A 21,401-nucleotide genomic window follows, 5' to 3' on the forward strand; every position below is an offset into this window, starting at 1 on the left:
GGGCGGCGGAGTTGGCAAAGCGGCCGTTTAGGTGGCCGCTGTCCTTTGACAGCAATGCGCCCCAATTACGGCCATTGGGATCAGCTTTGCAGCTACCCGAAAGCGGAAGCCGGCAGCGAACACTTTGCAGGTTCTCACGGCCCCAAGCATTGATTTTCGCGACTGCGATTTAATATAAATACGCAATCCTCAGATGCACCGTCTGCTTCTTTGAGGCGGTGTTGAGCATAACGCCGAGATTCGCCTCAGCGGTCTCTTCAAGCCTCAAGTGGATTAACTGAAGCGCAACGGGCGCTTCACCGTTAGAGACATTGTAGTGCTTCCAGGTGGTCTGGATTTCGCCACTATGCGCAAGACCGCAAGATTATGGTGGTAGTTTCGGAACTCGCGGGCAAGAGCATCATCCGAAAAACGCGTGGACAATTGTGCATCCTTCGAAGTCGTAAGCGTTCCTAGTGGAAACGCAAGCTCCCAACCTTTCAGTTTGCGAAATCCGTTGACAATGGCCCCGAACGGCGGGTTCGCGTGATTGAGGTTAGCGTCGGCATAGACCACCAGCTGGCCTGTAATATCGCATTCAATCTCACCATCGGCATTCGCGAAGTGGTCAAACTGTCGCTGTTTCATGTGCAAAAGGTCGCGTGAGACTGCGTTATGGCAGGCATCGTAAAACTCCTGCGACTGGGACTTAGCAGTACCGTCCACTGCTTTGACATAGCTGAAGTCGGTCGCAGTTTTGTCGATCCTTACCACCCAAAAGCCTGGGCTGGACCAGCCGTCACCTTTGTTCAGTCGCCGCTCGAACCTCTCGATCCCGGGGCCGATCTTGGGCGCACTGTCAGCAATCAGCACATCGAATCGCTCCAGCAGGGCGCAGAGATCGCTGTGGTCGTCATAGTCGGCGATGATGTCCCCATCTCCATACCGAGCCAACATAGTCTTGAAGTGCAGTTTAGCAGCTGATTTCGTCTTCCAGCTTCGACCATTCGAAAGTTCGACAGGTTTGGCCATCAATCCTCCTCCAAAGGAACCTTCGCGAGCACTCGCTCGCGCACTTCTCGGATAACAATGGCCGGTAGACCTATGCTATCGAGCTGCTCGCGGCGTTCCTGTATCCATTCAATGCAACCCTCCTCGTCCAGCCCATCCATCGCGATTACCTCGTATAGGGCCACGGCGCTGATGCGGGACATTCCGAGCTCCATGAGGGACCGCATGGTGATGGACGTTACGCCGAATTCGAGCGCGACCCCGATCTCTAGGTCGTTATCTATAAGGTCCTCTCGTCCAATTTCTCTCAGATGCTGATTCAAGACGTCGACGTAAGCGGAGAAGTATCGCGGCGCGAGGAAACGGGCAGTGCCCTCGATAAGTTCGAGGGTTTGACGGATCACCTTCGCTGTATCTATTGGGCTTCCCCGCCGTTGAAGATACTCAATACGTCGGCGGATCATCGTCGGTAGCGAAAAGCCCTTCATCCACTCGAGAACGATGATCGCGTGAAGCGGAATGAGCGTAGTGGGCAGGAAAACGATAAGTACATTCTCGTTGAGCCGCTCCATGATTTCGGTAAAGCGGTCGTAGGCATCGTCACTCTCCGATGGCGCCAGCAACAGATCCTCGGGCGCGCCCGGGTAGGCTCTAAAATAGGCTAGAAGGCGCTCAAGGCCGAACAAGCTGACGCCAGGATTGCGCGAGCCAATTTCCGGATTTACGCTCATGGTAGCGGTCGCCTGCGTCAGGACGTCTTCGAGTTTGCGAATATCCTCATCAGATTTGCGTTTGGCCCACGGCGCGGTCGCAAGAGAGCGTTCGCGCATGTAGGTGGTGGTCAGGTACGCGCTGACCTGCTCGAATTCTTTTACCCGGTGGGTATCGGGAGCTTCCGCCGTTGACCGAGAAGAAATGTAGGCCACAAGATCGTCGAGTTTAGATAGTGCGGCGTCGGTCTCGCGGCGGATGGGGTACCGCGTCCGCTGCGGCACCCCCGACGGCCAAACACGTTCGTCGGAGGCGTCAATGCAGATGATATTGCCCTGAAACTCGTTGCCCCAACGTCCCGCCCGCCCCGCAAGGTTCCAAAAATCTTGCGGCTCCATAGGGGTGTTCTTACCCTTCTTCGGGCCACGAACAACAATGGTTCTGCACGACAGATTGACTCCTTCAATCAACGTCGACGTGCAGACGAGAAATTTCAGCTTTCCCGTCCTGAATAGACGCTCGATTTCCAGCCTAATTAGGGAAGGCATGTTGCCGTAGTGAAATGCCACTCCGCGTTCGACCAGCGGCGCGAGCATATAGCTCTTATGGACACACTTCCTAGCAAGGTCAGCCAGATCGGCCAATTCCTGATCCACCACGTCGGTCCGTTCGGTGAATTGGCTAATCAGGAGAGCAATCTCTTCTGCATCGGCGGCGCCATTGGCATAGACGAGCGTGCCACCACGCTGGCCGACAGACGCAGCGATGAAAGCAAGGCGCTTTCTCATCGTGTTCGGCTTGCTTTGTAAGTTCAAGGTACCGATAGGCAGACAGTCCTCACCATAGCGGAACTGTAATGCCCATTTGGTGGGTTTCGCCGGAACCTGTTGAGCGACGATGATATTCTGTAAAACCGTCGCAACGTCGCTGTCTATGGCACACGTTGGTGTGATCTCTGGGGCATCGTCCAGAAGGATTTCAGGGTTTTGAGTCGCGGGGCTCACAAAGGCGACCCGCATGTGAGGGCTTGCGCGTAAGAGGCGCTCGATTGCATCCTGAAGGATGACCCCTCGTTGAGGATCTCCGATTTTCTGGGCTTCGTCGACCACGATTAGGTCGACGTCAAGTTGATCGTTCATGAGGTTCGCGAGGAGATGGAGCCGCTCTTGAGTGAATACGAGCACGCACTTCTTGGAGTCCCTCGCCAGGGCGCCGTACTTTTGTGCCGAGGGCAGCGAGGTGACCTCCGCATCAATGTCGGATTGAGCCAGGGTCTCCTTGAGCGAGGCCTCGATCTCCGAGACCAGAGCGCGTGTCGGCGCGAGATAAACGGCGCATCGGACCTTGCCTGCCCCCAGTGAGTCCACAAGCCACTTCAAAACGAGAAACGTCTTGCCGGAAGCTGTTGGAGCAGAAGCGGACAACCATGCCTTATCTTGGACGGCCGCTGACCAAAACTTCAATTGGAATTCGTTGACAGCCAAGCGCTCTCCGCTCGATTGAAGGAGTATCGAGTTTTCCAGTTGGCTTCGCTGATCCTCAATGCGTAGCGCAATCCCCAGCCGCGATTCCAGACTGGGGCGCAATCGCCCGCGTTGTTCGGCAAGGGCGGCGGATCGCTGATTCGACAGTTTGTTGAAAAGGACCGCGGCCGCATCCCTGACAGGTTCGGAGGTTGGAAGCAGCATCGCACCAGTTGCGATTCGTAAGCTCGCCTCCTTATGTGCTCGCTTCCCTGATCTGGCGAGAATGCTCGCTGCGAAGAGCAACCGCGGCCAGTCGAATTTGACGTTTTCGAGCGATGGGTCCTTGGTGACGTTGTCGAGTTCCAGTAATGCAGTGACAAGGCCGAGTAGCCGAAGTTCATTTTGCAAAGACGTCTCGAATAACCATTCCTGAAGTTCGCTCTCGGTCATGAGTGTCCCATTGCCTCGAGGAACGCTTCTCGGAATTTCTCCACCGAAGGTAAGGGTAAGCAGAGGAGGTGGATCTCGAATTGCTGGAGTTTTTCAGCCGTCAGCCGACGTCCCACGGCTCCTTTCCAGCTCTCTAGACCAGTCTTCGCCGCCGTGACCATGTCCTCCAGAACGCCCTTGATTTCACTAGATGGATAGAAATCTGCGTCGAAGCCAACTAGCGCAACGCCGCAGTATTCAATGCTGTTCGACAGGGGCGACGTGGTATCGAAATAGCGCTTGAACGCCGCCGACAGGTCCGGATCACCAAGGTCGGCCTTGTCGCTGAGAAGAAGGAGATCTCGCTCACGCGATGAACCCTCGTGATCCTCTTCGAGAAGGAAGGGGGCCAGTGACTTGAGACAGTCCCGAATTGCGTCGGTCGGATCGCCGTAGACCTTCGACTCGCCCCAATACAGTTTCAGCCGACCATCGTCCGTGACGGCTGCATAGACACCGTCGGCGCCGTGATAATGCATCCGCGTGTCCGTCTTCAGATCCATCTTGCACAGGACATGCGGCAGCCCGAGGAAACGCTCCGCCAGCAGAAACAGAAGCAATTCGCCTCCTTCGCCCGTGGTGGCGAGGTCCGTGAAGACCCCACGCGCCTCCTGATGAAGCTTTGAGACCGCGGAGGTCGAGCGAAATCGTGCGTCGCGCTCTTTTGCCTCTTCGATCCGATTGCGGGGGATAGCGTAGTCGGCGGCCGCATTGCGCATGAATTCGGCGAGGCGCTTGACCTTGACCCTCCCGTTTGCATCGGTCGTGAGGCAGTGGCAATGCACTGTGACCTTGTGATCCTCGATCTGAATATCTCGGTCGACGAGGTGCAGATATACTCCTAATTCCTCGGGGTCACCCGACAGTATTGCGTCGAGTTGCTCACTGGTGATCGCTGCCACTTAGTTTCCCCACACCGATAACACTCGGATAATGCAAGGGAATAAATGCGTTCGCAAGTCAAAAGCCAAGAAATCCTGCAGTCTTGTCACCAGTTTCGGAAGTGGTGCAGCAGCTACAAACCGCTTCGCCTTTCTGGGGGCATGTGGAAGCGTCAGTAGTCTGAACAGCGGTTCTTCTGTGGCGTTTTCTCTACACCAGACGGTTCGCTCCCCAGCCCACCAATTTCGCCCGTTACAGCCATATTCATACGGCTTCCTATGGCTGACAAATGACATATCCAATTGCACCGATCTCCGCGCAGGCCGAGAAGAACCCCATCAGAATCCAGTAGAGCTGAACGAAGTGTGGGCGGACCGATTGCCCGTCTGCCGCCCGCGCGAAGCCTTCGGCGACGTCCGCATGGCTGAGCGAGGACGTCACGATAAACACCCGGCGGACAACATCCGGCGCGCCAACCGTATTGGTGATCGCCTGCTCGATCTGGTTTCGCGTTCCGCCCCGTATGAATCGCCTGATTGCCGTCTCGGCCCCGTCCTTGCGATAGACGTCGTCCCACGAGGCATACTTAGCGGCCATAGCCTCGCCCGACAACGAGAGGCGGCCGAGGTTCTTGATCCCCTGTCCGACGGCTTCATGAAAGGCCGACGCGCTTAAGGAGCGAGTGCCGTGCTTGGCATGGTAGAAGCTGACTATTGCCGGAGATGTCAGCGTCGAGACGCCGATGAAATCGGCCCACTCGTCACCGAGATCGTCGCAGATGAGGATGTCCTCCGCGGCCAGACCATCGGCGACGATACCGAACACCGAGTCCGCGTCGAACGCGGCTTGGCCATGGACGAACGCGCCTTTTTCGTCGGTGGCGACGGCGAGTTCGTCGCGCGGTCGTAGGTGCCGGAGGAACTCCGCCCCACCACCCACCATGGCCTCGTCGCGGAACAGAGAGCCGTTAACGTAGGCAAGCGCAAGGTCGCTGAAGAGAACGGTAAAGAGATCTTCGGCATCGAGATAGCGCGCGAGTGGCACACGGTCCGGATCGGTCCCGACGGCATGGTCAGTACGTTCGACGAAGACCGCGGTGGCGGGGATATCCAATTGCTTGAGCGCGATCCGCGACTTGCTAAACCGCAGCACCCCGGCAGCGGCACCTTGGTACTCCAGCTGGATATTGGTACGATCGATAGCGACATCGTATGTCCGGTCTAAATCGGCGATGATCTCTTCGGCTTCGGTTTTGGATAGTTGCTCCCAACCAGCTTCGGTCTCCCTCACCAGCCGAGCCGTGTCGTCAGCCTCGAAGATTGCCTCCGCTAGGCCCATCGTGTCGACCGCGAAATAGGTTGGTCGGATGTCCGCCGGTAGCTGTGACAGCTCGATCGACCGCGCGAAGGTACGGATGAACGGCGACGCCTCGGCGGCCTCATCGTCGAGTAGGTCGACGATCTGGCTCGCCCAATCCACAGCTTCCACGCACGAGGCACGATCGGCACGCACCGTTATCCGGCCCGTGCTCGGGGTCGCCGAATAGCTGCCATCCTCGCGGCGCACGCGGTAACCTTGGGGGATGAAACGCGTCGCACTCGAAGTCGCGATCGCATTCTGCAGATCGCGTGCCTCGAGCACTTTTGAGCGGAGAGCAAATGGCGAGGTCGTCATGTTGCGCAGGCTTAGCTTCTCGAACACCGCATCATGACGTGCAATTGCCCGTTCGACCCGCGAGCGACCCAGCGGTTCGAGAAAAGTGCGCTTGAACGCGTTCGTGACGTCCAGGCCTGCCTTGAATACGGCGACGGTCTCGCGGCGCTCGACCAGCAAAAGGAAACCGTGGACGCGGTCCACCGTCTCGTTGGCGAGAAACGGGACCGGCCGGTCGTAAGCGAAACAGATTGCCGAGTAGCGCGCGTCAGCGCGCTGGGCGCGCTCGATCCTGAAGAACGTTTGACCTGGATTAAGCGCCTCGTGCCGAAGTTCGACGAATAGCTCTTGAACTGCCTTTTTTGTGAGGCGTCTGCGTCTACGATAGAAATGCGCGCTACGCGCGGTCTGAAGCTGTTCGAGCATTGGTCACCCCCGGTCGACTGGTGGATCCGATCGAGGCAGTGCCGGCAAAGCCTGCAGCGCCGCGGGCAAGTTGACAGGCCGATAACTCGGCACTCTGTCCATGCGGGCCGCGATCGAGGGATCAAGCGAATGCTCAGCATCCACCCAACGGGGTTGTGCCAACGGTAGGTAGAGCCCGAACAGCGAGGGCCGCGGCCACATCGATTTTCTCACACGCTTTGGTACAGCCTCGACTAGCCACCAAGCACGCTTAAGTGATCGATGCATCGTTGCGGCCGGATCGGGCGAGCGATACTGGTGCCCGCTGCCCTCCTTTGGTGCGCCTAGCACGAGATGGCGGTAGTTGGGCTTGTTGAGCTTCATCCCGGCCTTCCCGCACTCGTCTAGCAGCCAGACGAGGGCGAGCTTCGAAAGCCCGCTCTCGCTTTCTGGATAGCCGCCGCCCACGTCCGAATGGACGCCCGGGAACCAGCGTTGCTCGATATCCTGCGTTCGCGTCTCGTCGGGACGAAACCGATTGGGCACGAAAGCTTGCGGCTGAATCCATTCGGCAGGCTGGAACAGCGCGCGGCGCTCGTCGAGCGCAAGGGCATGGCGAAAGGTCGCGACGCTCGGATTGGTCTTAGTGAACGGTAGGTCTTCAAAGCTCGGCAGCCAGAAGCGATCAGGCCGCGGGACGATGACCGAGGCGACGGTATCCCAGCAGCCTAGGAAGTGGATCGTCGGATAGCGTGCGTTGATGACGCGCGCGAAATGCCAAGCCAAAGGCAACTTGTCCTCGGCAGCGGCGCGCTTGTACGTCTCAAGCGCGCTGTCACACATGTTCATCTGGTCGAGCCGGACCAGTCCGATGAGGTGGAGCATCCCGGCAAGGACCCTAACCGTCCACGCACCTCGGCTGAAGCCGACAAGGAATATGCGATCGCCCGGCCGCCAAGTCTCGACCAGGAAGCGGTAGGCCGCGAGCACGTTGTCGTCGAGGCCGTAGCCTGCCGCAAGGCCGACGAATCCGACAACCTTCTGCCGGATCCGGTGCAGCCAGTCGCTACGTCCGATCGTGCCGACGCCCGGCGAGTACCAGACGTGCTGGTTGGTGCGCTTCTCGGCAATCCGGAACACCTTGAGGACGTTCGAGATGCGAATGTCGCGCTGGTCTTCAGCAAGCGCGCGCCCGAGTTCGTTTCCGGTCCCGTCGCACAGCACAACCAGGTTGCGGCTACCCTTGGGTGGGACCATCCCCGCGATAAGCTGATCATCGGTCTTAGGCACGCGCGTTCCTAGTCGGTCTGCGGATTGTAGCTGACGGTAAGACTTCCGCCAGGTGCGATCGCGACGATGATGTTGCTGCGGCGGCCCCGACAGTCGTCGTTGTCGCTTCCCATCTTCTTGGAAACGTACCACCGATCCTCGTCGTCGATGTCGGTTGTAGGCACCTTCCCTCCCGCCTCCGGCGCGATTCTTATCGCGCTATCCCCGAGTCGAGACTAGTCTCCTGCCTTAGATTGTCTACCGGCGATTTGGCTGCTGAGTGATCAGAGAGCTGCTGATGAGCCGAGCTATGCGAAGTTCCGGATTCCGTGATTAGACGCCTACAAGCTGACAGTCTCTATCCGGGCCCGGTGCCCCGTCCATGAAGAACCAAACCAATCGCAAATTTCGGGCGGCGACGGAAACATCCCGAGCGGCGACAACTGCGTCGCGAGCTGACGATTCTCTAATATTGATCCGTTGCGAGAACGACTGGCCATCCGAACGACTATCTGGCTATGGTCCAGTCCTCGACCTGCAATCCTGCGACACGCGAAAACTCGCCGGTATTGTTGGTGATGAGTATATGGCCCCGCGCTTTGGCCTGGCCGGCGATGAGCAGATCATAGGGGCCGATCGGCGTTCCCCGTCGCTTCAGCTCGGCTCGGATCTCGCCGGCCACGCGTGCATCCTCCCGATCAAAGTCGAGGACGCCGAGATCGGCGAAGAGGAGCCGGAGCGTTTCGAGGTTGAACGCGATCTTTTCGCTGCGGTAGGCGCCGAAATAGAGTTCGTGCGCGACCACGGAGGAAACGGCCAGTGAGCCAGGTTCGGACGCCTCGACTCGTCGCAGCAACGCATCGGAGCGTCGCGCCACCAGCGAGATCACCGCATTGGTGTCGAGCAGACGCAGGCTCACTGAAACGCTTGATCGAGTTCGGGACGCTCCTGATCCTCGGGCTGGTCGCGCCCGTCGGCCATGAAGTCGTCGCTGAAGCCGCGTTCGACGGCGGCGTGCAGCGAGGCCCACCGACGGCTTGTGTCGGACTTCGGGCGCAGGATCACAGCGTCGCCTTCGCGCGACACCTCCACCTCCTCAACATCGAAGCGAAACTCCTTCGGCAAGCGGACAGCCTGCGAGTTGCCGGACTGAAAGACTTTGGCGATATGGGGCATGGGGACCTCCTGTATATACGGTAATGTATATACGTTCGAAGTCGACATTCCACAAGCATGGTCAGTCATCGGCGTCTTCTCGGCCTGGATCAATATCGTCGGGGATCTCACTCAGGAAGCTACTGCCCTGCTGGAGCCGTATGGCGAGCGTCTGGACGAAACCCTCGAACCGCTCCTTGCCTTTGACCTGCGCGGTCGCGTGAGCCTCGGGCGGCAGAGGCGGGGTGATGGTCAGCCAGTGGCGGACGAACAGCGCCAGCGTGTCGGCGGTCAACCGCACGTCGCGTTCAAGCCGGGCCGTCTGGCGCGACAGGCGATCGAGCCGGCGGGTAAAGGCGGCTTCGCGCGTGTCGAGGGCGTCGGGCGACAGGAATGAGGCGATAGCCGCTTCGGCGACGGCCGAGCGCGACAGCTTGCGACGGTCGGCGAGATCGTTGAGTCGGGCGAGCAGGTCGGAAGGAAGGGTCAGGCATAGGCGTTGGCGCAAGGTCATTCCTCACATATCAATGGTGTCGTTCGGGTCCATGGAAACCTGGCGCGCGAGGCCGTGCATCTGGCGGCGCATGGCCTGGCGCTGCCGGGCGATGTCTTCCTGATCGTCGCCGAGCAGGTGCCGAAACTCGTTCTCGGGCTCCGGCTCCTTCTTCTCGTGGACGATCTCCACATGGTCCGGCAGCTCCGGTTCCCGGCGAAGGCTCGAATTGGCCTTGTCCTCGTCGTCCTTGGCAGTCGGCTCGGGGGCCGCGACCAGCTCGGCATCAGGTTTCAGGGGCTTGAGCGCCGACCATCCGTCCTGCCGCGCACTGACGGCGATCGTCGCCGGATCCGGCGGTGGCAGGACGCGTTCCATGAGGCGGGGATCGGTGTAGTAGCGCGCCTTCTTCGCCCGGATCGGCGGCGTTCCTGCCACCATGACGATCTCGTCATCTGGTGGGAGCTGCATGATCTCGCCGGGAGTGAGGAGCTGGCGGGCGGTCTCGGAACGCGACACCATGATGTGGCCGAGCCACGGTGCCAGGCGGCTGCCGGCATAGTTTTGCATCGCCTTCATCTCTGTCGCCGTGCCGAGGGCATCGGAAACGCGCTTGGCGGTGCGCTCGTCATTGGTCGCGAAGCTGACGCGCACATGGCAATTGTCGAGGATCGCATTGTTCGCCCCATACGCTTTTTCGATCTGGTTGAGCGATTGGGCGATGAGGAAGCTCTTGATGCCGTAGCCGGCGAGAAACGCCAACGACGATTCGAAGAAGTCGAGTCTGCCGAGCGCAGGAAACTCGTCGAGCAGCATCAGGACGCGATGCCGCCGGTCCTTGGCATGGAGGTCCTCGGTCAATCGCCGGCCAATCTGATTCAGCACGAGGCGAATGAGGGGTTTGGTGCGCGAGATGTCCGAGGGCGGAACGACCAGAAACAGCGTCGACGGTTTCGGGTCGGCGATCAAATCGGCGATGCGCCAGTCGCAGCGCGAGGTCACGGCAGCGACCACCGGATCGCGGTAGAGGCCCAAAAAGCTCATGGCGGTGGATAGGACACCCGAGCGTTCATTGTCGCTCTTGTTGAGCAGTTCCCGCGCCGTCGACGCGACGACGGGATGTGGTCCCTTTTCGCCGAGATGGCGGGTAGCCATCATCGCGTCCAAAGTCGCTTCGATCGTGCGGCGAGGATCGGAGAGGAAGGCGGCGACGCCGGCGAGCGTCTTGTCGGCTTCTGCGTAAAGCACATGCAGGATGGCGCCGACCAGCAATGAGTGGCTGGTCTTCTCCCAATGGTTCCGCTTCTCCAGGCTGCCTTCCGGATCGACCAGCACGTCGGCGACATTCTGCACGTCGCGCACTTCCCACTCGCCCCGCCGCACCTCGAGTAAGGGATTGTAGGCGGCCGACGCGGCATTGGTTGGGTCGAACAGCAGGACACGGCCATGCTTCGCCCGGAATCCGGCGGTGAGTTGCCAGTTCTCCCCTTTAATATCGTGGACGATCGCCGAGTCCGGCCAGGTCAGCAGACTCGGCACGACCAACCCGACGCCCTTGCCCGAGCGCGTCGGAGCAAAGCACAAAATATGCTCCGGCCCGTCATGCCGCAGATAGTCGCGCTCGTAGCGGCCGAGGACCACGCCGTCCGGCCCGAGCAGGCCGGTGCGCTCGATCTCCGTGCGGTCGGCCCATCGTGCCGAGCCATAGGTGTCGATGTCGTTGGCCTCGCGGGCACGCATTACCGACATGGTGATGGCGACGGCGATGGAGATGAAGCCGCCCGACGCCGCGATGATGCCGCCCTCGGCGAAGATGCGCGGGGCATAGGCTTCATAGAAATACCACCACCAGAACAGCGCCGGCGGATAGTAGACCGGCCAGCCGGCGATCTCGAACCATGCCGGGCCGAGCTGGGGCTGGAAGCCGAGACGGAACGCCACCCATTGCGTGCCGCCCCAGACCGAGGCGAGCACGATCAGGAAGACGATGCTGATCTGCCCCCAGAGGATTTTGGTGCCGGACATGGGAGGTTCCTTTCGTCAGAGGCCGAGGTCGCGCTTGCGGCCGAGTGACCAGTCGATGCCGCCTCCGCTGCGGGCGACGCCGGAGATGTGCTGGCCGAGCTTGTGTTCGATCTCGCGGGACCAGGGGACGAGATGGAAGCCGCGCCCGCCGTCCGGACCGATCCCCTCGACCACGGCGAAGCGGCCGGAGGAGAGTGAGAGCTGGCGGCGATAGGTGCCGGCGACATATTCGCCGGCCTGCGCCTTCACATGCTGCAAGCCGGTCTCGGCCGAGAGCTGCTCGCCCACGGCGTCGAGTTCGCGTCGGCGGAGCGTCGCCAGGAGATTGCGCTGGAGAATGATCCGCTGGCCCTCGCGCCGGGCGAAGCCTTCGTCGGCGAGATGCTCGGCGCGCGCGTCCATCGCCTCGCGCAACTCGCGGCCGAAGCCGCCGGCGCCGAGCGGCATCGCCTCCTTCTCGACCAGCCGGTAATCGAGCCAGGTCGCGCCCGGCGCGGTGATCTGGGTCTGGAGATCGAGGTCGGAGCGGTTGGCGAGGACGATGGTGGGCCGGGGATCGTCCGGCCCGCCGAAGCGGCGAACCTCGACGATGCCGCCGACCGGCGGCGTGCGCTCGAGCGCCTCGATGCCGCGCAGCCGGACGTGATGGGCGCGACCATCCGTGCCATCGATCACGGCATAGGCTTCGCCGGTCAGCTCATCATGCAGGCCCTTGTCGACCAGCCGGCCGATGATCGGCGACCCGTCCTTGCCAGGGTCGATTGCGAAGTCGGCGACACCACGCTCCTCGCCGAGCCCGGCGAAGGCATTGTGCATGGTCTTGATGATGTCACCGCGATGGCCGAGATCGCGGAGCACCCGTTCCGCGCCCGGCTCGACGAACCATTCGTTGACGCCGGCGTCGGCGGCGAGCCCCATCTTTTCGAGATGGCGCAGGCGGGCGACGAGTAGCCGACGGATTTGGGGATCGTCCGGCCCCTTCGCCTCGGGCCGCAGGTCGATATAGCCAAGCTCGTTGGACTGGCGTGTGATCTCCCGATCGAGGCGTGTCCAGCGGTCGGCTTCGACCTCGCGCGCGAGGCTGGCGCGGATTTCGTGCTCGGGCTTGGGGCCGAGTTCGGCGTCGACCAACTCCTCGGCCCGTCCGCGCAGGCCGTGGCTGATATAGTCGCGCGATATGACGAGATCGGCGCCGGTGTCGTCGACACCGCGCACGAGAAGATGGACGTGCGGGTTGTCCGTGTTCCAATGCTCGACGGCGACCCAATCGAGGAGCGTGCCAAGGTCGGCCTCCATCTGTTTTGCAAGATCGCGGGTGAAGGCGCGCAGATCTTCCATCTGGCCGGCGTCTTCCGGGGAGATGATGAAGCGAAAATGATGCCGGTCGTCCTGGCAGCGATCGGCGAAGCCGAGATCGTCGGCGCGGTCGTTGTCGGCATCGAACATGACGCCCTTCTCGCCGTCGCGGCTGACGCCTTCGCGCTTCAGATAAGAGAGATGCGCCGAGATCGGTGCCGAGCGGAAAGCCCGACCCCGATGTCGGGCGATGCGCGCCTTGGCGACGACGCGGCGATGCGAACCGAGCAGCCGGTTGCGAGAGATCACATTGCGGCCGCGGCCGAAGGTCGAGCGGCCGGTGCCGACCCGCCGTGACGGCGAGCTTGATCCGCGAACCGGCGTGTTGCTCGCTTGCCTGGCCGCGCGTAGCACCTGGTTGATGAAGGTCTTGGTGCGCGGCACGCGGGTCGAGCGCGGCTTGCCAGGGCGGATGCGGAAATCGCTGTCGTCGCTCATGCGCGCCTCCCAGGAGGCACGGCGGGGCCGCCCATACAAATTGCCTTTGATTTTGCTGACAAAATCGCCCATGCGTATGCACGACCGATCGCCATATGCGTAAAACACCAAGCCATTCCAATGGCTTGCGGGTGGTTTGCGCAGGCGCTTTTACCTTGCCGTCTTCCTGTCGCCGTGCCTCTCCCGGCCCGCGACCCTTCCTTCCCTTTCCGGCAGTTCGCTGCAACGCGAAGGGGCGCGATTCCGCTCATGGCATACCTCCCGAGGCCGGGCGGGCGACGAACAGCGCCCCGGACGAGAATGGCGCGAGCGGATTGAGCGACGGCGAAGACGCATCCGAAGTTGCGCCCACGCTGCGTTTGCCGTGCAGACGGGATGCAGATACCACGTCGGCCGGAGCCGTGACGAAGAGCGGTGCATCGCGCCAATCGGTGATGCGCGGCGGGCCGACGATAGCGCCCGGCGGGAGCGGATCGCTGCCGAAAAGGGGAACGAGCGCGGCGATGTAGTCGCGCGTTTCGGCCGGCAGGTCGCGTTCGCCTGCGAGGTATTCGTCATACCGGCCGGGGCCGAAATTATAGGCGGCGAGCATGTCGGTGACATTGCGGTAGCGGTCCCACATGGCGCGCAGATAGGCTGAGCCCGCGAGAATGTTGTCGCGCGGCTGGAAGGGGTCGTTGCCGAGCCGGTGAAGCGCGCGCTGTTCATCCCATGTTGCGGGTATGAGCTGCATCAGGCCCATTGCACCGGCCGACGATACGGCGGTCGGATCGCCATTGCTTTCGGCGGCGAGGACGGCCGCGATCCATGCGGCCGGAATGCCGAAACGGTGCGCGGCCTCGGCGATGTCGACGGCATAGGGACCGCCGACCTCCGGCCGCGCGGCCTGCACGGTTTGCGCACGGATCGCGGGCGCGGGCGCGAGGCCGAGAAGCAGGCCGGAAAGGAAGAGGAGGAGCACCGGACGCCGGACGGAAGAACGCCGTCCGACGCCGGCAGGACGTTGATCCGTCACTTGTCGGTTCCTTCAGCGCGCTTGGTCCGCTGGTCGTTGGTGTGGAGGCTCCAGACGGTGTCGTCGTCGTCGCTGTCGCGGAATAGGTTGGCGCGCAGCCAGCCGAACAGCGGGCTGTAAACCTCGATGGAGACGAATTCGCCGGCCTTTTCGCCGACATGCGACCAGCCCGCGCCTATATCGCGGCCGTTCTCGTCGCCGAGCAGGATGCGGTAGGCCGGCGCGTTCTCGGCCTCCGAAGGTTTGGCCGGAACGAAGGTGAGCGACCCTTCGATGCCGAGCCCTTCGAAGCGCCCTTTGAAACCGGTTTCCGTGCGGGTGAAACTGCCGAGGTCTGCCATGATGTCGTCTCCTGTGGTGCGGTTGAGGGGAAGTTCACGGCTCAAGGGCCGGATCGGCGAAGCACCAGCGGAAGTGGCCGTCGCCGTCTTCGTCGGTGTAGAGAGGAAGCGCACGGCCGATGACGGCCGAGGCGGGAAGCGCGCCGAAGTAGCGGCCGTCGAGGCTGTCGCCCGAGTCCCAGTTGAGCAGGAAGACCTCACCGGCGGCGATCACACGGCAGCCCTGCCATTGCGGCAGATCGCGGCCAAAGCGATCGCGCGGCTGCGCATCGCCATAGGCGTGATCGTAAGCGATCACGGACGGACCACGGCGGCAGACCTCGGTGCCGGGCAGCGCCAGTACGCGCTTGATGAGCGGCAGGCCGCGCGGCAGGTAGCCGCGTGCGTCGAGGAAGCCGGCGAGGTCGTCGGGCGGCAGCACCACGACCAGATCGCCGACCGCGATCGACCGAACGGGCGCGAGCGAATAGAGTCCGATCGGAACACTGGCCGATGCGTTCCAGATGAAGCGCGGGGCATGGCCGCTGACGATCGGCGCGGCAACGAGAACCGCACCGGCCAGCATGGCGGCGAGCGTGACGCGGCGCGCACTCATGGCAGGATGCTCCGGCGCGCGCGCCAGGCATCGTGCTGGTCGCGTGTATAGAGGCGCGGTTCCGCGTTGGCGGTGAGGCGGTTGTGGACGTGCCGCCAATAGGCTGGCGCGGCGTCGGCTGGCTCGATACCGAGCGCATCAATCGCGTCGATGAGCTGAAGCACGCGCTCGACCTTCGGCCAGCCGTGGAGCTTCAGGAGAAGGTCGCCGCCCGGACGGACGAAAGGCAGCGTCTGGAACGGCTCGCCGCGACCGATCGCCCGCAGGATGTCTATGCGGGAAACGACGGTGCCATAATCGTTCGACGCCCATCGGACGAAGGCGAAGACGCTGTTCGGCGCGAAGCCGACGACGCGGCTGCGCCGGTCGATCTTCCGCTGGTAGATCGTCCGGCCGAAGCGGATGCGGTGCTCAATCCGGCCTTCTTCCCAGGTGAGGTGAACCAGCGTGGTGAAGGCAGGCGCGTCGTCAGGCAGCGCGTGGCCGCCCATGCGGCCGGGCTGGAAGCCGGTCATGGCGTTCCTCCATCAGCAGGCGGGAACTCCCGCGCGAACAGGTCGCGGAGCATGTCGGCGACGGTGACGCCGCGCTGGAAGGCCGCGATCTTGATGCGGCCGCGCAACGCCGGCGTGATGTCCACGGTCAGCCGCGCCGAATAGACGTCGGCGGCATCCCTGCGTGGCGACGCTGCGTCGCCGATCTTGATCCAGTTATCGGGATCGGCCGGGCGCGTGGCGAAGCCGCGCTTGTCCGTGCCGGACGTCATGACGGGCCTCCGTCATGGAATGGCAAGACGGCAGCGATGCGGTCACGGGCGCGGTCGGCCATCGTCGGGTCGATCTCGCAGCCGATGTAGCGACGGCCGGAGAGCCGGCAGGCTTCGCCGGCCGCACCGGATCCCGCGAACCAATCGCCGACAAGACCACCGGGCGGGCAGCTCGTGCGGATGAGGATTTCGAGGAGGGCGGAAGGCTTCTCGGTCGGATGGATGGCGCGACCGTGGCAGTTGCGCACGTAGATGACCGAGCGCATCAGGCGTGGGCCACCGTCATGGCTGACATAGTAGCCGGGATCGATCTTGCCGGTATGGGGTGGACGCTGCTTGCGCCGCACCGTGCGGGCGGTCGCGTCGGGCGTGGTCTGCGGATCGTTGTATATCTCGCCCCAGGGCGTCTCGGCCGGATAGAACTGGACGGCCAGCTCATGCACGCGCTTGAAGCGGTCGGCATGAAAGCTGCTCCCGTCCTGCTTCTCCCAGACGATCTCCTGGGCGAGCCGCAAGCCAGCGTCTGCGAAACGGCCGGCGCTCGCCATGAAGCTGCGCAGCGAGCCGAAGACCCACATCGAGCCGGTTGGCGCAAGCGCCGCGCGTGCGAGCACTAGCCAGCCCTCGACCCGCCGGTCCCATGCGAGCGACGTGTCGCCGTAAGGGGGATCGGCGAGGATCATGTCGAACGGACCGTGCGATGGCATGCGGTCCCGGCAGTCGCCGGACAGTATGATTTCGGGGAGCACAATCATGGCGCGGTCCTCCCGACGCCGAGGCGCGCGATCTCGGTGGCCAGCGCCGCGATCTCGCGCGTTGCCGGCGAATGGCGGTCGATGTCGGATGTGAGCCGTCCGGTCTGCGCGGCGTTGGCGAAGACGACGCGCTGGCCGATGGTGGTGGCGAGCACCGGAGGATCGTGGTCAGCCAGCGTCTCGGCCGTCTCGCGTGCGATGACGGTGCGCGCGCCGCAGCGATTGAGGACGAAGCGGGCGGCGAGCTGCGGCTGGTAGATGCGCGCTTCCGCCAGAAGCGCCAGCATCTCGGCCGAAGCCCATCCGTCGAGCGGAGACGGCTGCACCGGGATCAGCACGAGGTCGGCGGCGAGCAGCGCCGAGCGCATCAGGCCGGCAACACGCGGCGGGCCGTCTATGACGACATGATCGACGCCGCCGGCGATTTCCGGCGCTTCGCGATGCAGCGTGTCGCGCGCCAGGCCGACGACGCCGAACAGGCGAGGCAGGCCCTCGCGCGCGCGTTGCTGCGACCAGTCGAGAGCCGATCCTTGCGGGTCGGCGTCGATCAGGGTGACGCGGCTTCCGCGTGACGCCATCTCGCCGGCGAGATGGAGTGCAAGCGTCGTCTTGCCGACACCACCCTTCTGATTGAGGAAGGCGACGATCATCGGCGTTCTCCCAGCCGATCGAGGGGGAGCCGTGGGGCGACGGTTTCAGCGAAGCCGGTGCCGTCGGGCGCCGTTGACGGATTCGCAGCGGATGGCCCGGCCGGCGTGCCCTTCTTTCCGGCGATGCCGAGACTTCGGGCCGTGTCGCGAATGAGGTTTTCCACATCGCGCGCGCGCTCATAAAAGTTAGTATTATTGTTAGACTCTAAGTTAAGGCCGGGAATCGTCGTGTCGGGCCAAAGCGTTAGCTGGCGCCTTTGCGTGTGATCTCCCGAAGGACTTGCGTGTGATCTCCCGAAGGGTCGTGCGTGTGATCTCCCGATTGCATCCACAGCACTATCCACAGGCCCGGCCGATGACGGCGCGGGCAGGATGCGCAATATTTCACGGCGACCGTCGCGCTCGATGCCCAGGTGATAGCCGGGCAGCGGCTGGCGCATGGCGATGCGGCGGATCTGGAGCGCAAAATCGGAGACGCGCGCGAGGCTACCGGATTTCTCATGAAGGTGGTGGAGGTCGAAAACCCAGCCATGCCGCTGGCGGCCGGCATGCTTGCGGGCGACGCGATAGAGCCAGCGTTCGATCCCGCCCTTCAGCCGGAAATAGGCCGGGTCGATTGCAAGGACGAGCGAGCGGTCGACGACGCCCCGATAGAACCAATCGGGCAGGACCAACTCCATGCCCTCGACCCGGCCGTCGAGGCGGGTGAGTTCCTCCCATTCGTTGACCCAGGAGAATTGATGCCGCCGCCAATGCTCGCCATTGCGAATCGTCGTGCGGATCGAGGTCGATTGCAGCCGCGTCAGCGCGGCCTTGAGCAGCTTGTAGTCGCTGGCGCCGGTTTCGCGGCCGATAGCCGTCAGGAGGTGGTAGGGCGTGAAGCGCAGGAAGCGGGAGGTCGCAAGGCGGAGGTTCTCGGCCTCGACGATCTGACCCGCCGCCCAGATGAGGATATCCGCGTCCCAGATCGTAGCCATGCCATGCTCGGGGACGGCAAAGACCTCGACGCGCACGGCGCCGGCTTCGTAGAGGATCGGCACGGTGCGGCGCGACTTAGACAGCGAGAAGAATGGGCGCTCCATGAGGTCGCGCTGGTCGCGCGGGCTGGCGTCGCCCGTCGCGATGACGAAAGGGTCGAGGCGCGCGCGCTCCGAGATAGGAAGGCGTCGGGACATGCCTGACAGCCCTCAACGCGCCGAGCGACTAGGCGCGGGATAGTGCTGCCTGTTGCCCGGCAGGGCGGGCAGCACGCTGCCGCGCGGATCGGAGGTCGAGGCGACGGTGCCACGCTCGGCCCAGGCTTCGAGTTCGTCGATCGCATAGACGACGCGGCCGCCAAGCTTGCGGAAAAGTGGTCCGGTGCCATAGGTCCGGTGCTTTTCCAGCGTGCGGGGCGAGAGGCCGAGAAAGTCTGCGGCTTCCCTCGTGCGCAGAAAGCGCGGCGGCAGGAGAGCGGGATTGGGGTACATGGATGCCTCCGTGGCTCTGGGGGATGCCGCTCGGGGGGAGCGGCGGTCAGGGGTCACGGTGGCGAAGAAGCGGGGCGCAGGGAGTGGGGGATTTCAGGGGGTATCGAATAACCCCACCCTGACCGGGGCGGGGTCAGAGGCGGCGGCGGAAACGCAGAAGCTTGAGATAACCGCCGGCGATCATGGCGGTGCCGTCACGGATGAGATCGCGTACGGTGTCGCGGAGTGGCGAGGATTGCCAGTGCTCCTTGGCGATGCGCTCGACGCCGAACAGGACCTGTGCGATCTCGCGCTGGCTGGCGCGATGCTGGCGGGCGTCGACAGCGCGCAGCATCGCCTTGAGCCGCCTTCGCTGTTGGGCGGTCATGCGCTGATCGGGCGGAACGCGGTAGCCGGCCAGGTGGCGCAGCAGGCGGTCGAGCGCGGCAATGCGATCGAGACCGTCGCGGTCAAGCGCGATAGCAACCGATATCGGATCGTCGGGCCGAATCGCGGGATCGGCGACCAGGTGCAGACCAGTACCGATCTCGCGCAGGAGGAGATGGAGTTCGTCTGGCGTGATCCTCTTCTCACCGGCAAGGAAGGCGCGCAGGGTGACGGCTCCCTCCCGGGCAGGCGCCAAGTTGCCCGCCAGCCGCAGAATAGCGGTGTCGGCAGTCTCACTCCAGAAGATCGGTTGGTCGCCTGCCGTCAGACGTGGCCGGGCCGCGAAATCGCAACCCCCAGCGGCTCTCCATCGTTTCGGGGAGCGGCTTGCCAAGGCGGTCTGCACGCCGCAGGTCACGATAGTCTTGCTGATAGTCGCCGTTCCGCCGTAGACACTCCCAGGCGAGATGATCGACGCCTGCCTCGTCCATGAACCGATAAGCGGACTCTATCCGCCAGCGCGACGTGTCGGGTCTCATGATATTCCTCCCAGGCTACGAACGCAGGTCAAACGGGAAGATGATCCGGCCGGGTTGCGCGCCGCGGAAGTGCCTCAGGCCGCAAACCGTCTTGCCTTGTCAGCAATGCGATGGGCTACGAAACTTCAGTTCAGGCGGCCGAGGCGCAGAATCTTGTAGCCGTGTTCAGTCATCCAGTGGGCGCGGGCGAGGTGCGTATCGTGTATCCGGCGCGCGCGCTCGGGCTCGGTGTCGGGGTCGATGCCGAACAGGATTTCGACGGCTTCCTGCCAGTCAGCACCGTCCGCCTCGGCATCGAGCAGACGACAATAGAGTTTCACATGCATGCGGTCGTAATCGGTGAGAAAATCGCCGTTGGGTGCTTCATCACGAAAGGATAGCGTCGCCATTGCGTCCTTTCCCCAATTGCGACGTCTGGTGCGATGGCGCGCACAATATCACAATGACGTGATTGGTAAACGACGATTCACCATAGCGCGCACGCATGCGGCATCGCGTCCGGTTTGGGGACATGGCGTCAGCGACGCACAGTGTTCGGGACATCCAGCATCACTCCGATATGCCGGTCGGAATTGATGAAGACAATGCCTGCCGCTTCCAACGCCCTGCGAACCCTGTCGGCAGTACTCTCGAAGACGCGCTCCCCATTGACCGACTCCATGCGCTTGAGCGCGGTCAGCGATACGGTGGCCCTGTCTGCGAGCGTCTCCTGTGTCCAACCCAGCAATGCGCGCGCGGCCCGAGTTTGATGGGCGGTGATCATACAAGATCACCTCCCACCGGCACTGAGTCTCGCGCCAGAACTACGGCTATAATAGCCGTAGTTTACAAAAGAATCGAGCCATAATCGCTCGCTGAGGCAATCATGCAAGCGTAAGAGACCCCCGAGTGATTCGGCTTGCCGAGCGCCGCGCCGATGGTGGCCCGGCATCACTCCTTACGAGGCGAAGGGGGCCAGTTCATCGACGTTGGTCCCGTGATGATTGCCGTCCACCACAACTCGCCTATCCAGCCGTCTTGTTGCCGCCTTCACGGGATAGCTTGTCGTTTGACGATCAAAACTGGACGCTGGGAATCCCCAACAATAGTGCGAGAGTATCTCAATTGCAGTTTGTCGCCGCTCTGTCCGCTATCTTCTTTATGACCATGGTTGCGGCGTCGGGAGTCGCCTTGTCCCAGGGGACAACCACGACGCCGGCTCAGCAATCTGAACCGAAGGTGATTGTGGAAGCCGATCCGTTGCCGCCTTTCACCTATTGGGCGCCGGAGAATTCGACGATCCGCAATCATCCGCGCCTTCCCGGCGTCTGGATCACCGAGACGGCGGATGGTCCGCGGATATATTATTTTGGAGACAGGTGCCGAGCTTCGGAGTTTCAGGGCTTTATCGGCAAACAGCTTGATGCGCTCCCTGAAAGGCCGGCTGACGCAACATGGCGGATGACGTGCTCGATATGCGCGGTAACGTCGAATCTCGGTCGTGAACGGATGAACGTTTTCTACGACGATGATTCACGCGAGATCATATCGATCTCCTGCGAGTAGACCTGAGTAAATATGCGGAAAAACATGA

General features: G+C 62.6%; 25 protein-coding genes. 1 reads left to right on the top strand and 24 read right to left on the bottom strand.

Features of this window, described 5'->3' with window-relative positions; genetic code table 11:
• Nucleotides 1-273: 273 nt before the first annotated feature.
• The 24 genes from ACFPLB_RS00730 to ACFPLB_RS00845 form a co-directional block, all read right to left on the bottom strand.
• The gene (locus ACFPLB_RS00730; RefSeq protein ID WP_378227341.1) at nt 274-1,011 is read right to left on the bottom strand and encodes a DCL family protein; all 738 of its coding nucleotides are present in this window, start codon (nt 1,009-1,011) and stop codon (nt 274-276) included.
• Complete coding sequence (locus ACFPLB_RS00735; protein ID WP_378227342.1) at nt 1,011-3,617, bottom strand: DEAD/DEAH box helicase; 2,607 nt, start codon at nt 3,615-3,617, stop codon at nt 1,011-1,013. Before ACFPLB_RS00735 ends, ACFPLB_RS00730 begins: the two co-directional genes overlap by 1 nt.
• Nucleotides 3,614-4,558 carry a HamA C-terminal domain-containing protein gene (locus tag ACFPLB_RS00740; protein WP_378227343.1) on the bottom strand — a complete coding sequence of 315 codons (945 nt, stop codon included), beginning with the start codon at nt 4,556-4,558 and terminating at the stop codon, nt 3,614-3,616. Before ACFPLB_RS00740 ends, ACFPLB_RS00735 begins: the two co-directional genes overlap by 4 nt.
• Nucleotides 4,559-4,814: 256 nt before the next feature.
• Entirely contained in the window at nt 4,815-6,617 is a 1,803-nt protein-coding gene (locus tag ACFPLB_RS00745; RefSeq protein WP_378227344.1) for a hypothetical protein, read from the bottom strand.
• Between the two features lie 3 nt (nt 6,618-6,620).
• On the bottom strand, nt 6,621-7,886 hold the full coding sequence (locus ACFPLB_RS00750) for a DUF2235 domain-containing protein (RefSeq protein ID WP_378227345.1): 1,266 nt from the start codon (nt 7,884-7,886) through the stop codon (nt 6,621-6,623).
• 8 nt (nt 7,887-7,894) lie between these two features.
• The gene (locus ACFPLB_RS00755) at nt 7,895-8,050 is read right to left on the bottom strand and encodes a hypothetical protein (protein WP_378227346.1); all 156 of its coding nucleotides are present in this window, start codon (nt 8,048-8,050) and stop codon (nt 7,895-7,897) included.
• A gap of 323 nt (nt 8,051-8,373) precedes the next feature.
• The gene (locus tag ACFPLB_RS00760) at nt 8,374-8,784 is read right to left on the bottom strand and encodes a type II toxin-antitoxin system VapC family toxin (RefSeq protein ID WP_378227347.1); all 411 of its coding nucleotides are present in this window, start codon (nt 8,782-8,784) and stop codon (nt 8,374-8,376) included.
• Nucleotides 8,781-9,041 (bottom strand): AbrB/MazE/SpoVT family DNA-binding domain-containing protein, encoded by a 261-nt coding sequence (locus ACFPLB_RS00765; protein ID WP_009452788.1) that lies wholly within the window; start codon nt 9,039-9,041, stop codon nt 8,781-8,783. Before ACFPLB_RS00765 ends, ACFPLB_RS00760 begins: the two co-directional genes overlap by 4 nt.
• A 61-nt stretch (nt 9,042-9,102) precedes the next feature.
• The gene (locus ACFPLB_RS00770) at nt 9,103-9,534 is read right to left on the bottom strand and encodes a ribbon-helix-helix domain-containing protein (RefSeq protein ID WP_378227348.1); all 432 of its coding nucleotides are present in this window, start codon (nt 9,532-9,534) and stop codon (nt 9,103-9,105) included.
• Between the two features lie 3 nt (nt 9,535-9,537).
• Complete coding sequence (locus ACFPLB_RS00775; protein ID WP_378227349.1) at nt 9,538-11,538, bottom strand: conjugal transfer protein TraG; 2,001 nt, start codon at nt 11,536-11,538, stop codon at nt 9,538-9,540.
• Nucleotides 11,539-11,553: 15 nt separating this feature from the next.
• On the bottom strand, nt 11,554-13,332 hold the full coding sequence (locus tag ACFPLB_RS00780; RefSeq protein WP_074896798.1) for a relaxase/mobilization nuclease domain-containing protein: 1,779 nt from the start codon (nt 13,330-13,332) through the stop codon (nt 11,554-11,556).
• Between the two features lie 247 nt (nt 13,333-13,579).
• Nucleotides 13,580-14,347, bottom strand: coding sequence for a lytic transglycosylase domain-containing protein (locus tag ACFPLB_RS00785; protein ID WP_009452792.1), 768 nt, complete (start codon nt 14,345-14,347; stop codon nt 13,580-13,582).
• Complete coding sequence (locus ACFPLB_RS00790) at nt 14,344-14,688, bottom strand: DUF736 domain-containing protein (protein ID WP_009452793.1); 345 nt, start codon at nt 14,686-14,688, stop codon at nt 14,344-14,346. The genes ACFPLB_RS00785 and ACFPLB_RS00790 overlap by 4 nt, the downstream gene beginning before the upstream one ends.
• 34 nt (nt 14,689-14,722) lie before the next feature.
• Nucleotides 14,723-15,283 (bottom strand): S26 family signal peptidase, encoded by a 561-nt coding sequence (locus ACFPLB_RS00795; RefSeq protein ID WP_009452794.1) that lies wholly within the window; start codon nt 15,281-15,283, stop codon nt 14,723-14,725.
• Complete coding sequence (locus tag ACFPLB_RS00800; RefSeq protein ID WP_009452796.1) at nt 15,280-15,798, bottom strand: DUF2840 domain-containing protein; 519 nt, start codon at nt 15,796-15,798, stop codon at nt 15,280-15,282. The genes ACFPLB_RS00795 and ACFPLB_RS00800 overlap by 4 nt, the downstream gene beginning before the upstream one ends.
• Nucleotides 15,795-16,049 (bottom strand): hypothetical protein, encoded by a 255-nt coding sequence (locus ACFPLB_RS00805; RefSeq protein ID WP_009452117.1) that lies wholly within the window; start codon nt 16,047-16,049, stop codon nt 15,795-15,797. The genes ACFPLB_RS00800 and ACFPLB_RS00805 overlap by 4 nt, the downstream gene beginning before the upstream one ends.
• Nucleotides 16,046-16,804 carry a DNA-methyltransferase gene (locus tag ACFPLB_RS00810; RefSeq protein ID WP_009451504.1) on the bottom strand — a complete coding sequence of 253 codons (759 nt, stop codon included), beginning with the start codon at nt 16,802-16,804 and terminating at the stop codon, nt 16,046-16,048. Before ACFPLB_RS00810 ends, ACFPLB_RS00805 begins: the two co-directional genes overlap by 4 nt.
• The gene (gene parA / locus ACFPLB_RS00815) at nt 16,801-17,454 is read right to left on the bottom strand and encodes a ParA family partition ATPase (protein ID WP_009451505.1); all 654 of its coding nucleotides are present in this window, start codon (nt 17,452-17,454) and stop codon (nt 16,801-16,803) included. The genes ACFPLB_RS00810 and parA overlap by 4 nt, the downstream gene beginning before the upstream one ends.
• On the bottom strand, nt 17,451-18,629 hold the full coding sequence (locus ACFPLB_RS00820; protein ID WP_009451506.1) for a replication initiator protein A: 1,179 nt from the start codon (nt 18,627-18,629) through the stop codon (nt 17,451-17,453). Before ACFPLB_RS00820 ends, parA begins: the two co-directional genes overlap by 4 nt.
• 12 nt (nt 18,630-18,641) lie before the next feature.
• Nucleotides 18,642-18,923 (bottom strand): helix-turn-helix transcriptional regulator, encoded by a 282-nt coding sequence (locus ACFPLB_RS00825; protein ID WP_009451507.1) that lies wholly within the window; start codon nt 18,921-18,923, stop codon nt 18,642-18,644.
• Nucleotides 18,924-19,056: 133 nt separating this feature from the next.
• Complete coding sequence (locus tag ACFPLB_RS00830; RefSeq protein ID WP_009451508.1) at nt 19,057-19,545, bottom strand: DUF2285 domain-containing protein; 489 nt, start codon at nt 19,543-19,545, stop codon at nt 19,057-19,059.
• Between the two features lie 37 nt (nt 19,546-19,582).
• Nucleotides 19,583-19,828 carry a transcriptional regulator domain-containing protein gene (locus ACFPLB_RS00835; protein ID WP_009451509.1) on the bottom strand — a complete coding sequence of 82 codons (246 nt, stop codon included), beginning with the start codon at nt 19,826-19,828 and terminating at the stop codon, nt 19,583-19,585.
• Nucleotides 19,829-19,953: 125 nt separating this feature from the next.
• Complete coding sequence (locus ACFPLB_RS00840) at nt 19,954-20,217, bottom strand: hypothetical protein (protein WP_009451510.1); 264 nt, start codon at nt 20,215-20,217, stop codon at nt 19,954-19,956.
• Nucleotides 20,218-20,345: 128 nt separating this feature from the next.
• Nucleotides 20,346-20,591, bottom strand: coding sequence for a helix-turn-helix domain-containing protein (locus ACFPLB_RS00845; protein ID WP_009451511.1), 246 nt, complete (start codon nt 20,589-20,591; stop codon nt 20,346-20,348).
• A gap of 278 nt (nt 20,592-20,869) precedes the next feature.
• Here ACFPLB_RS00845 and ACFPLB_RS00850 point away from each other — a divergent pair, with 278 nt between their 5' ends.
• Nucleotides 20,870-21,373 (top strand): hypothetical protein, encoded by a 504-nt coding sequence (locus tag ACFPLB_RS00850; RefSeq protein WP_122519264.1) that lies wholly within the window; start codon nt 20,870-20,872, stop codon nt 21,371-21,373.
• The last annotated feature ends 28 nt before the right edge of the window (nt 21,374-21,401 follow it).

Origin of the sequence: Aquamicrobium segne, assembly GCF_042656785.1 — a bacterium.
GTDB classification, from domain to species: Bacteria; Pseudomonadota; Alphaproteobacteria; order Rhizobiales; family Rhizobiaceae; genus Mesorhizobium; species Mesorhizobium segne.

Excerpts from the sequence above, each read along its gene's own strand:
- ACFPLB_RS00770 (WP_378227348.1), bottom strand. The coding sequence starts at position 9,534 with ATGACCTTGCGCCAACGCCTATGCCTGACCCTTCCTTCCGACCTGCTC.
- ACFPLB_RS00775 (WP_378227349.1), bottom strand. The coding sequence starts at position 11,538 with ATGTCCGGCACCAAAATCCTCTGGGGGCAGATCAGCATCGTCTTCCTG.
- ACFPLB_RS00800 (WP_009452796.1), bottom strand. The coding sequence starts at position 15,798 with ATGACCGGCTTCCAGCCCGGCCGCATGGGCGGCCACGCGCTGCCTGAC.
- ACFPLB_RS00810 (WP_009451504.1), bottom strand. The coding sequence starts at position 16,804 with ATGATTGTGCTCCCCGAAATCATACTGTCCGGCGACTGCCGGGACCGC.
- ACFPLB_RS00765 (WP_009452788.1), bottom strand. The coding sequence starts at position 9,041 with ATGCCCCATATCGCCAAAGTCTTTCAGTCCGGCAACTCGCAGGCTGTC.
- ACFPLB_RS00835 (WP_009451509.1), bottom strand. The coding sequence starts at position 19,828 with ATGAGACCCGACACGTCGCGCTGGCGGATAGAGTCCGCTTATCGGTTC.
- ACFPLB_RS00820 (WP_009451506.1), bottom strand. The coding sequence starts at position 18,629 with ATGTCCCGACGCCTTCCTATCTCGGAGCGCGCGCGCCTCGACCCTTTC.
- ACFPLB_RS00735 (WP_378227342.1), bottom strand. The coding sequence starts at position 3,617 with ATGACCGAGAGCGAACTTCAGGAATGGTTATTCGAGACGTCTTTGCAA.
- ACFPLB_RS00790 (WP_009452793.1), bottom strand. The coding sequence starts at position 14,688 with ATGGCAGACCTCGGCAGTTTCACCCGCACGGAAACCGGTTTCAAAGGG.
- ACFPLB_RS00805 (WP_009452117.1), bottom strand. The coding sequence starts at position 16,049 with ATGACGTCCGGCACGGACAAGCGCGGCTTCGCCACGCGCCCGGCCGAT.
- ACFPLB_RS00730 (WP_378227341.1), bottom strand. The coding sequence starts at position 1,011 with ATGGCCAAACCTGTCGAACTTTCGAATGGTCGAAGCTGGAAGACGAAA.
- ACFPLB_RS00795 (WP_009452794.1), bottom strand. The coding sequence starts at position 15,283 with ATGAGTGCGCGCCGCGTCACGCTCGCCGCCATGCTGGCCGGTGCGGTT.
- ACFPLB_RS00845 (WP_009451511.1), bottom strand. The coding sequence starts at position 20,591 with ATGATCACCGCCCATCAAACTCGGGCCGCGCGCGCATTGCTGGGTTGG.
- ACFPLB_RS00780 (WP_074896798.1), bottom strand. The coding sequence starts at position 13,332 with ATGAGCGACGACAGCGATTTCCGCATCCGCCCTGGCAAGCCGCGCTCG.
- ACFPLB_RS00745 (WP_378227344.1), bottom strand. The coding sequence starts at position 6,617 with ATGCTCGAACAGCTTCAGACCGCGCGTAGCGCGCATTTCTATCGTAGA.
- parA (WP_009451505.1), bottom strand. The coding sequence starts at position 17,454 with ATGATCGTCGCCTTCCTCAATCAGAAGGGTGGTGTCGGCAAGACGACG.
- ACFPLB_RS00840 (WP_009451510.1), bottom strand. The coding sequence starts at position 20,217 with ATGGCGACGCTATCCTTTCGTGATGAAGCACCCAACGGCGATTTTCTC.
- ACFPLB_RS00825 (WP_009451507.1), bottom strand. The coding sequence starts at position 18,923 with ATGTACCCCAATCCCGCTCTCCTGCCGCCGCGCTTTCTGCGCACGAGG.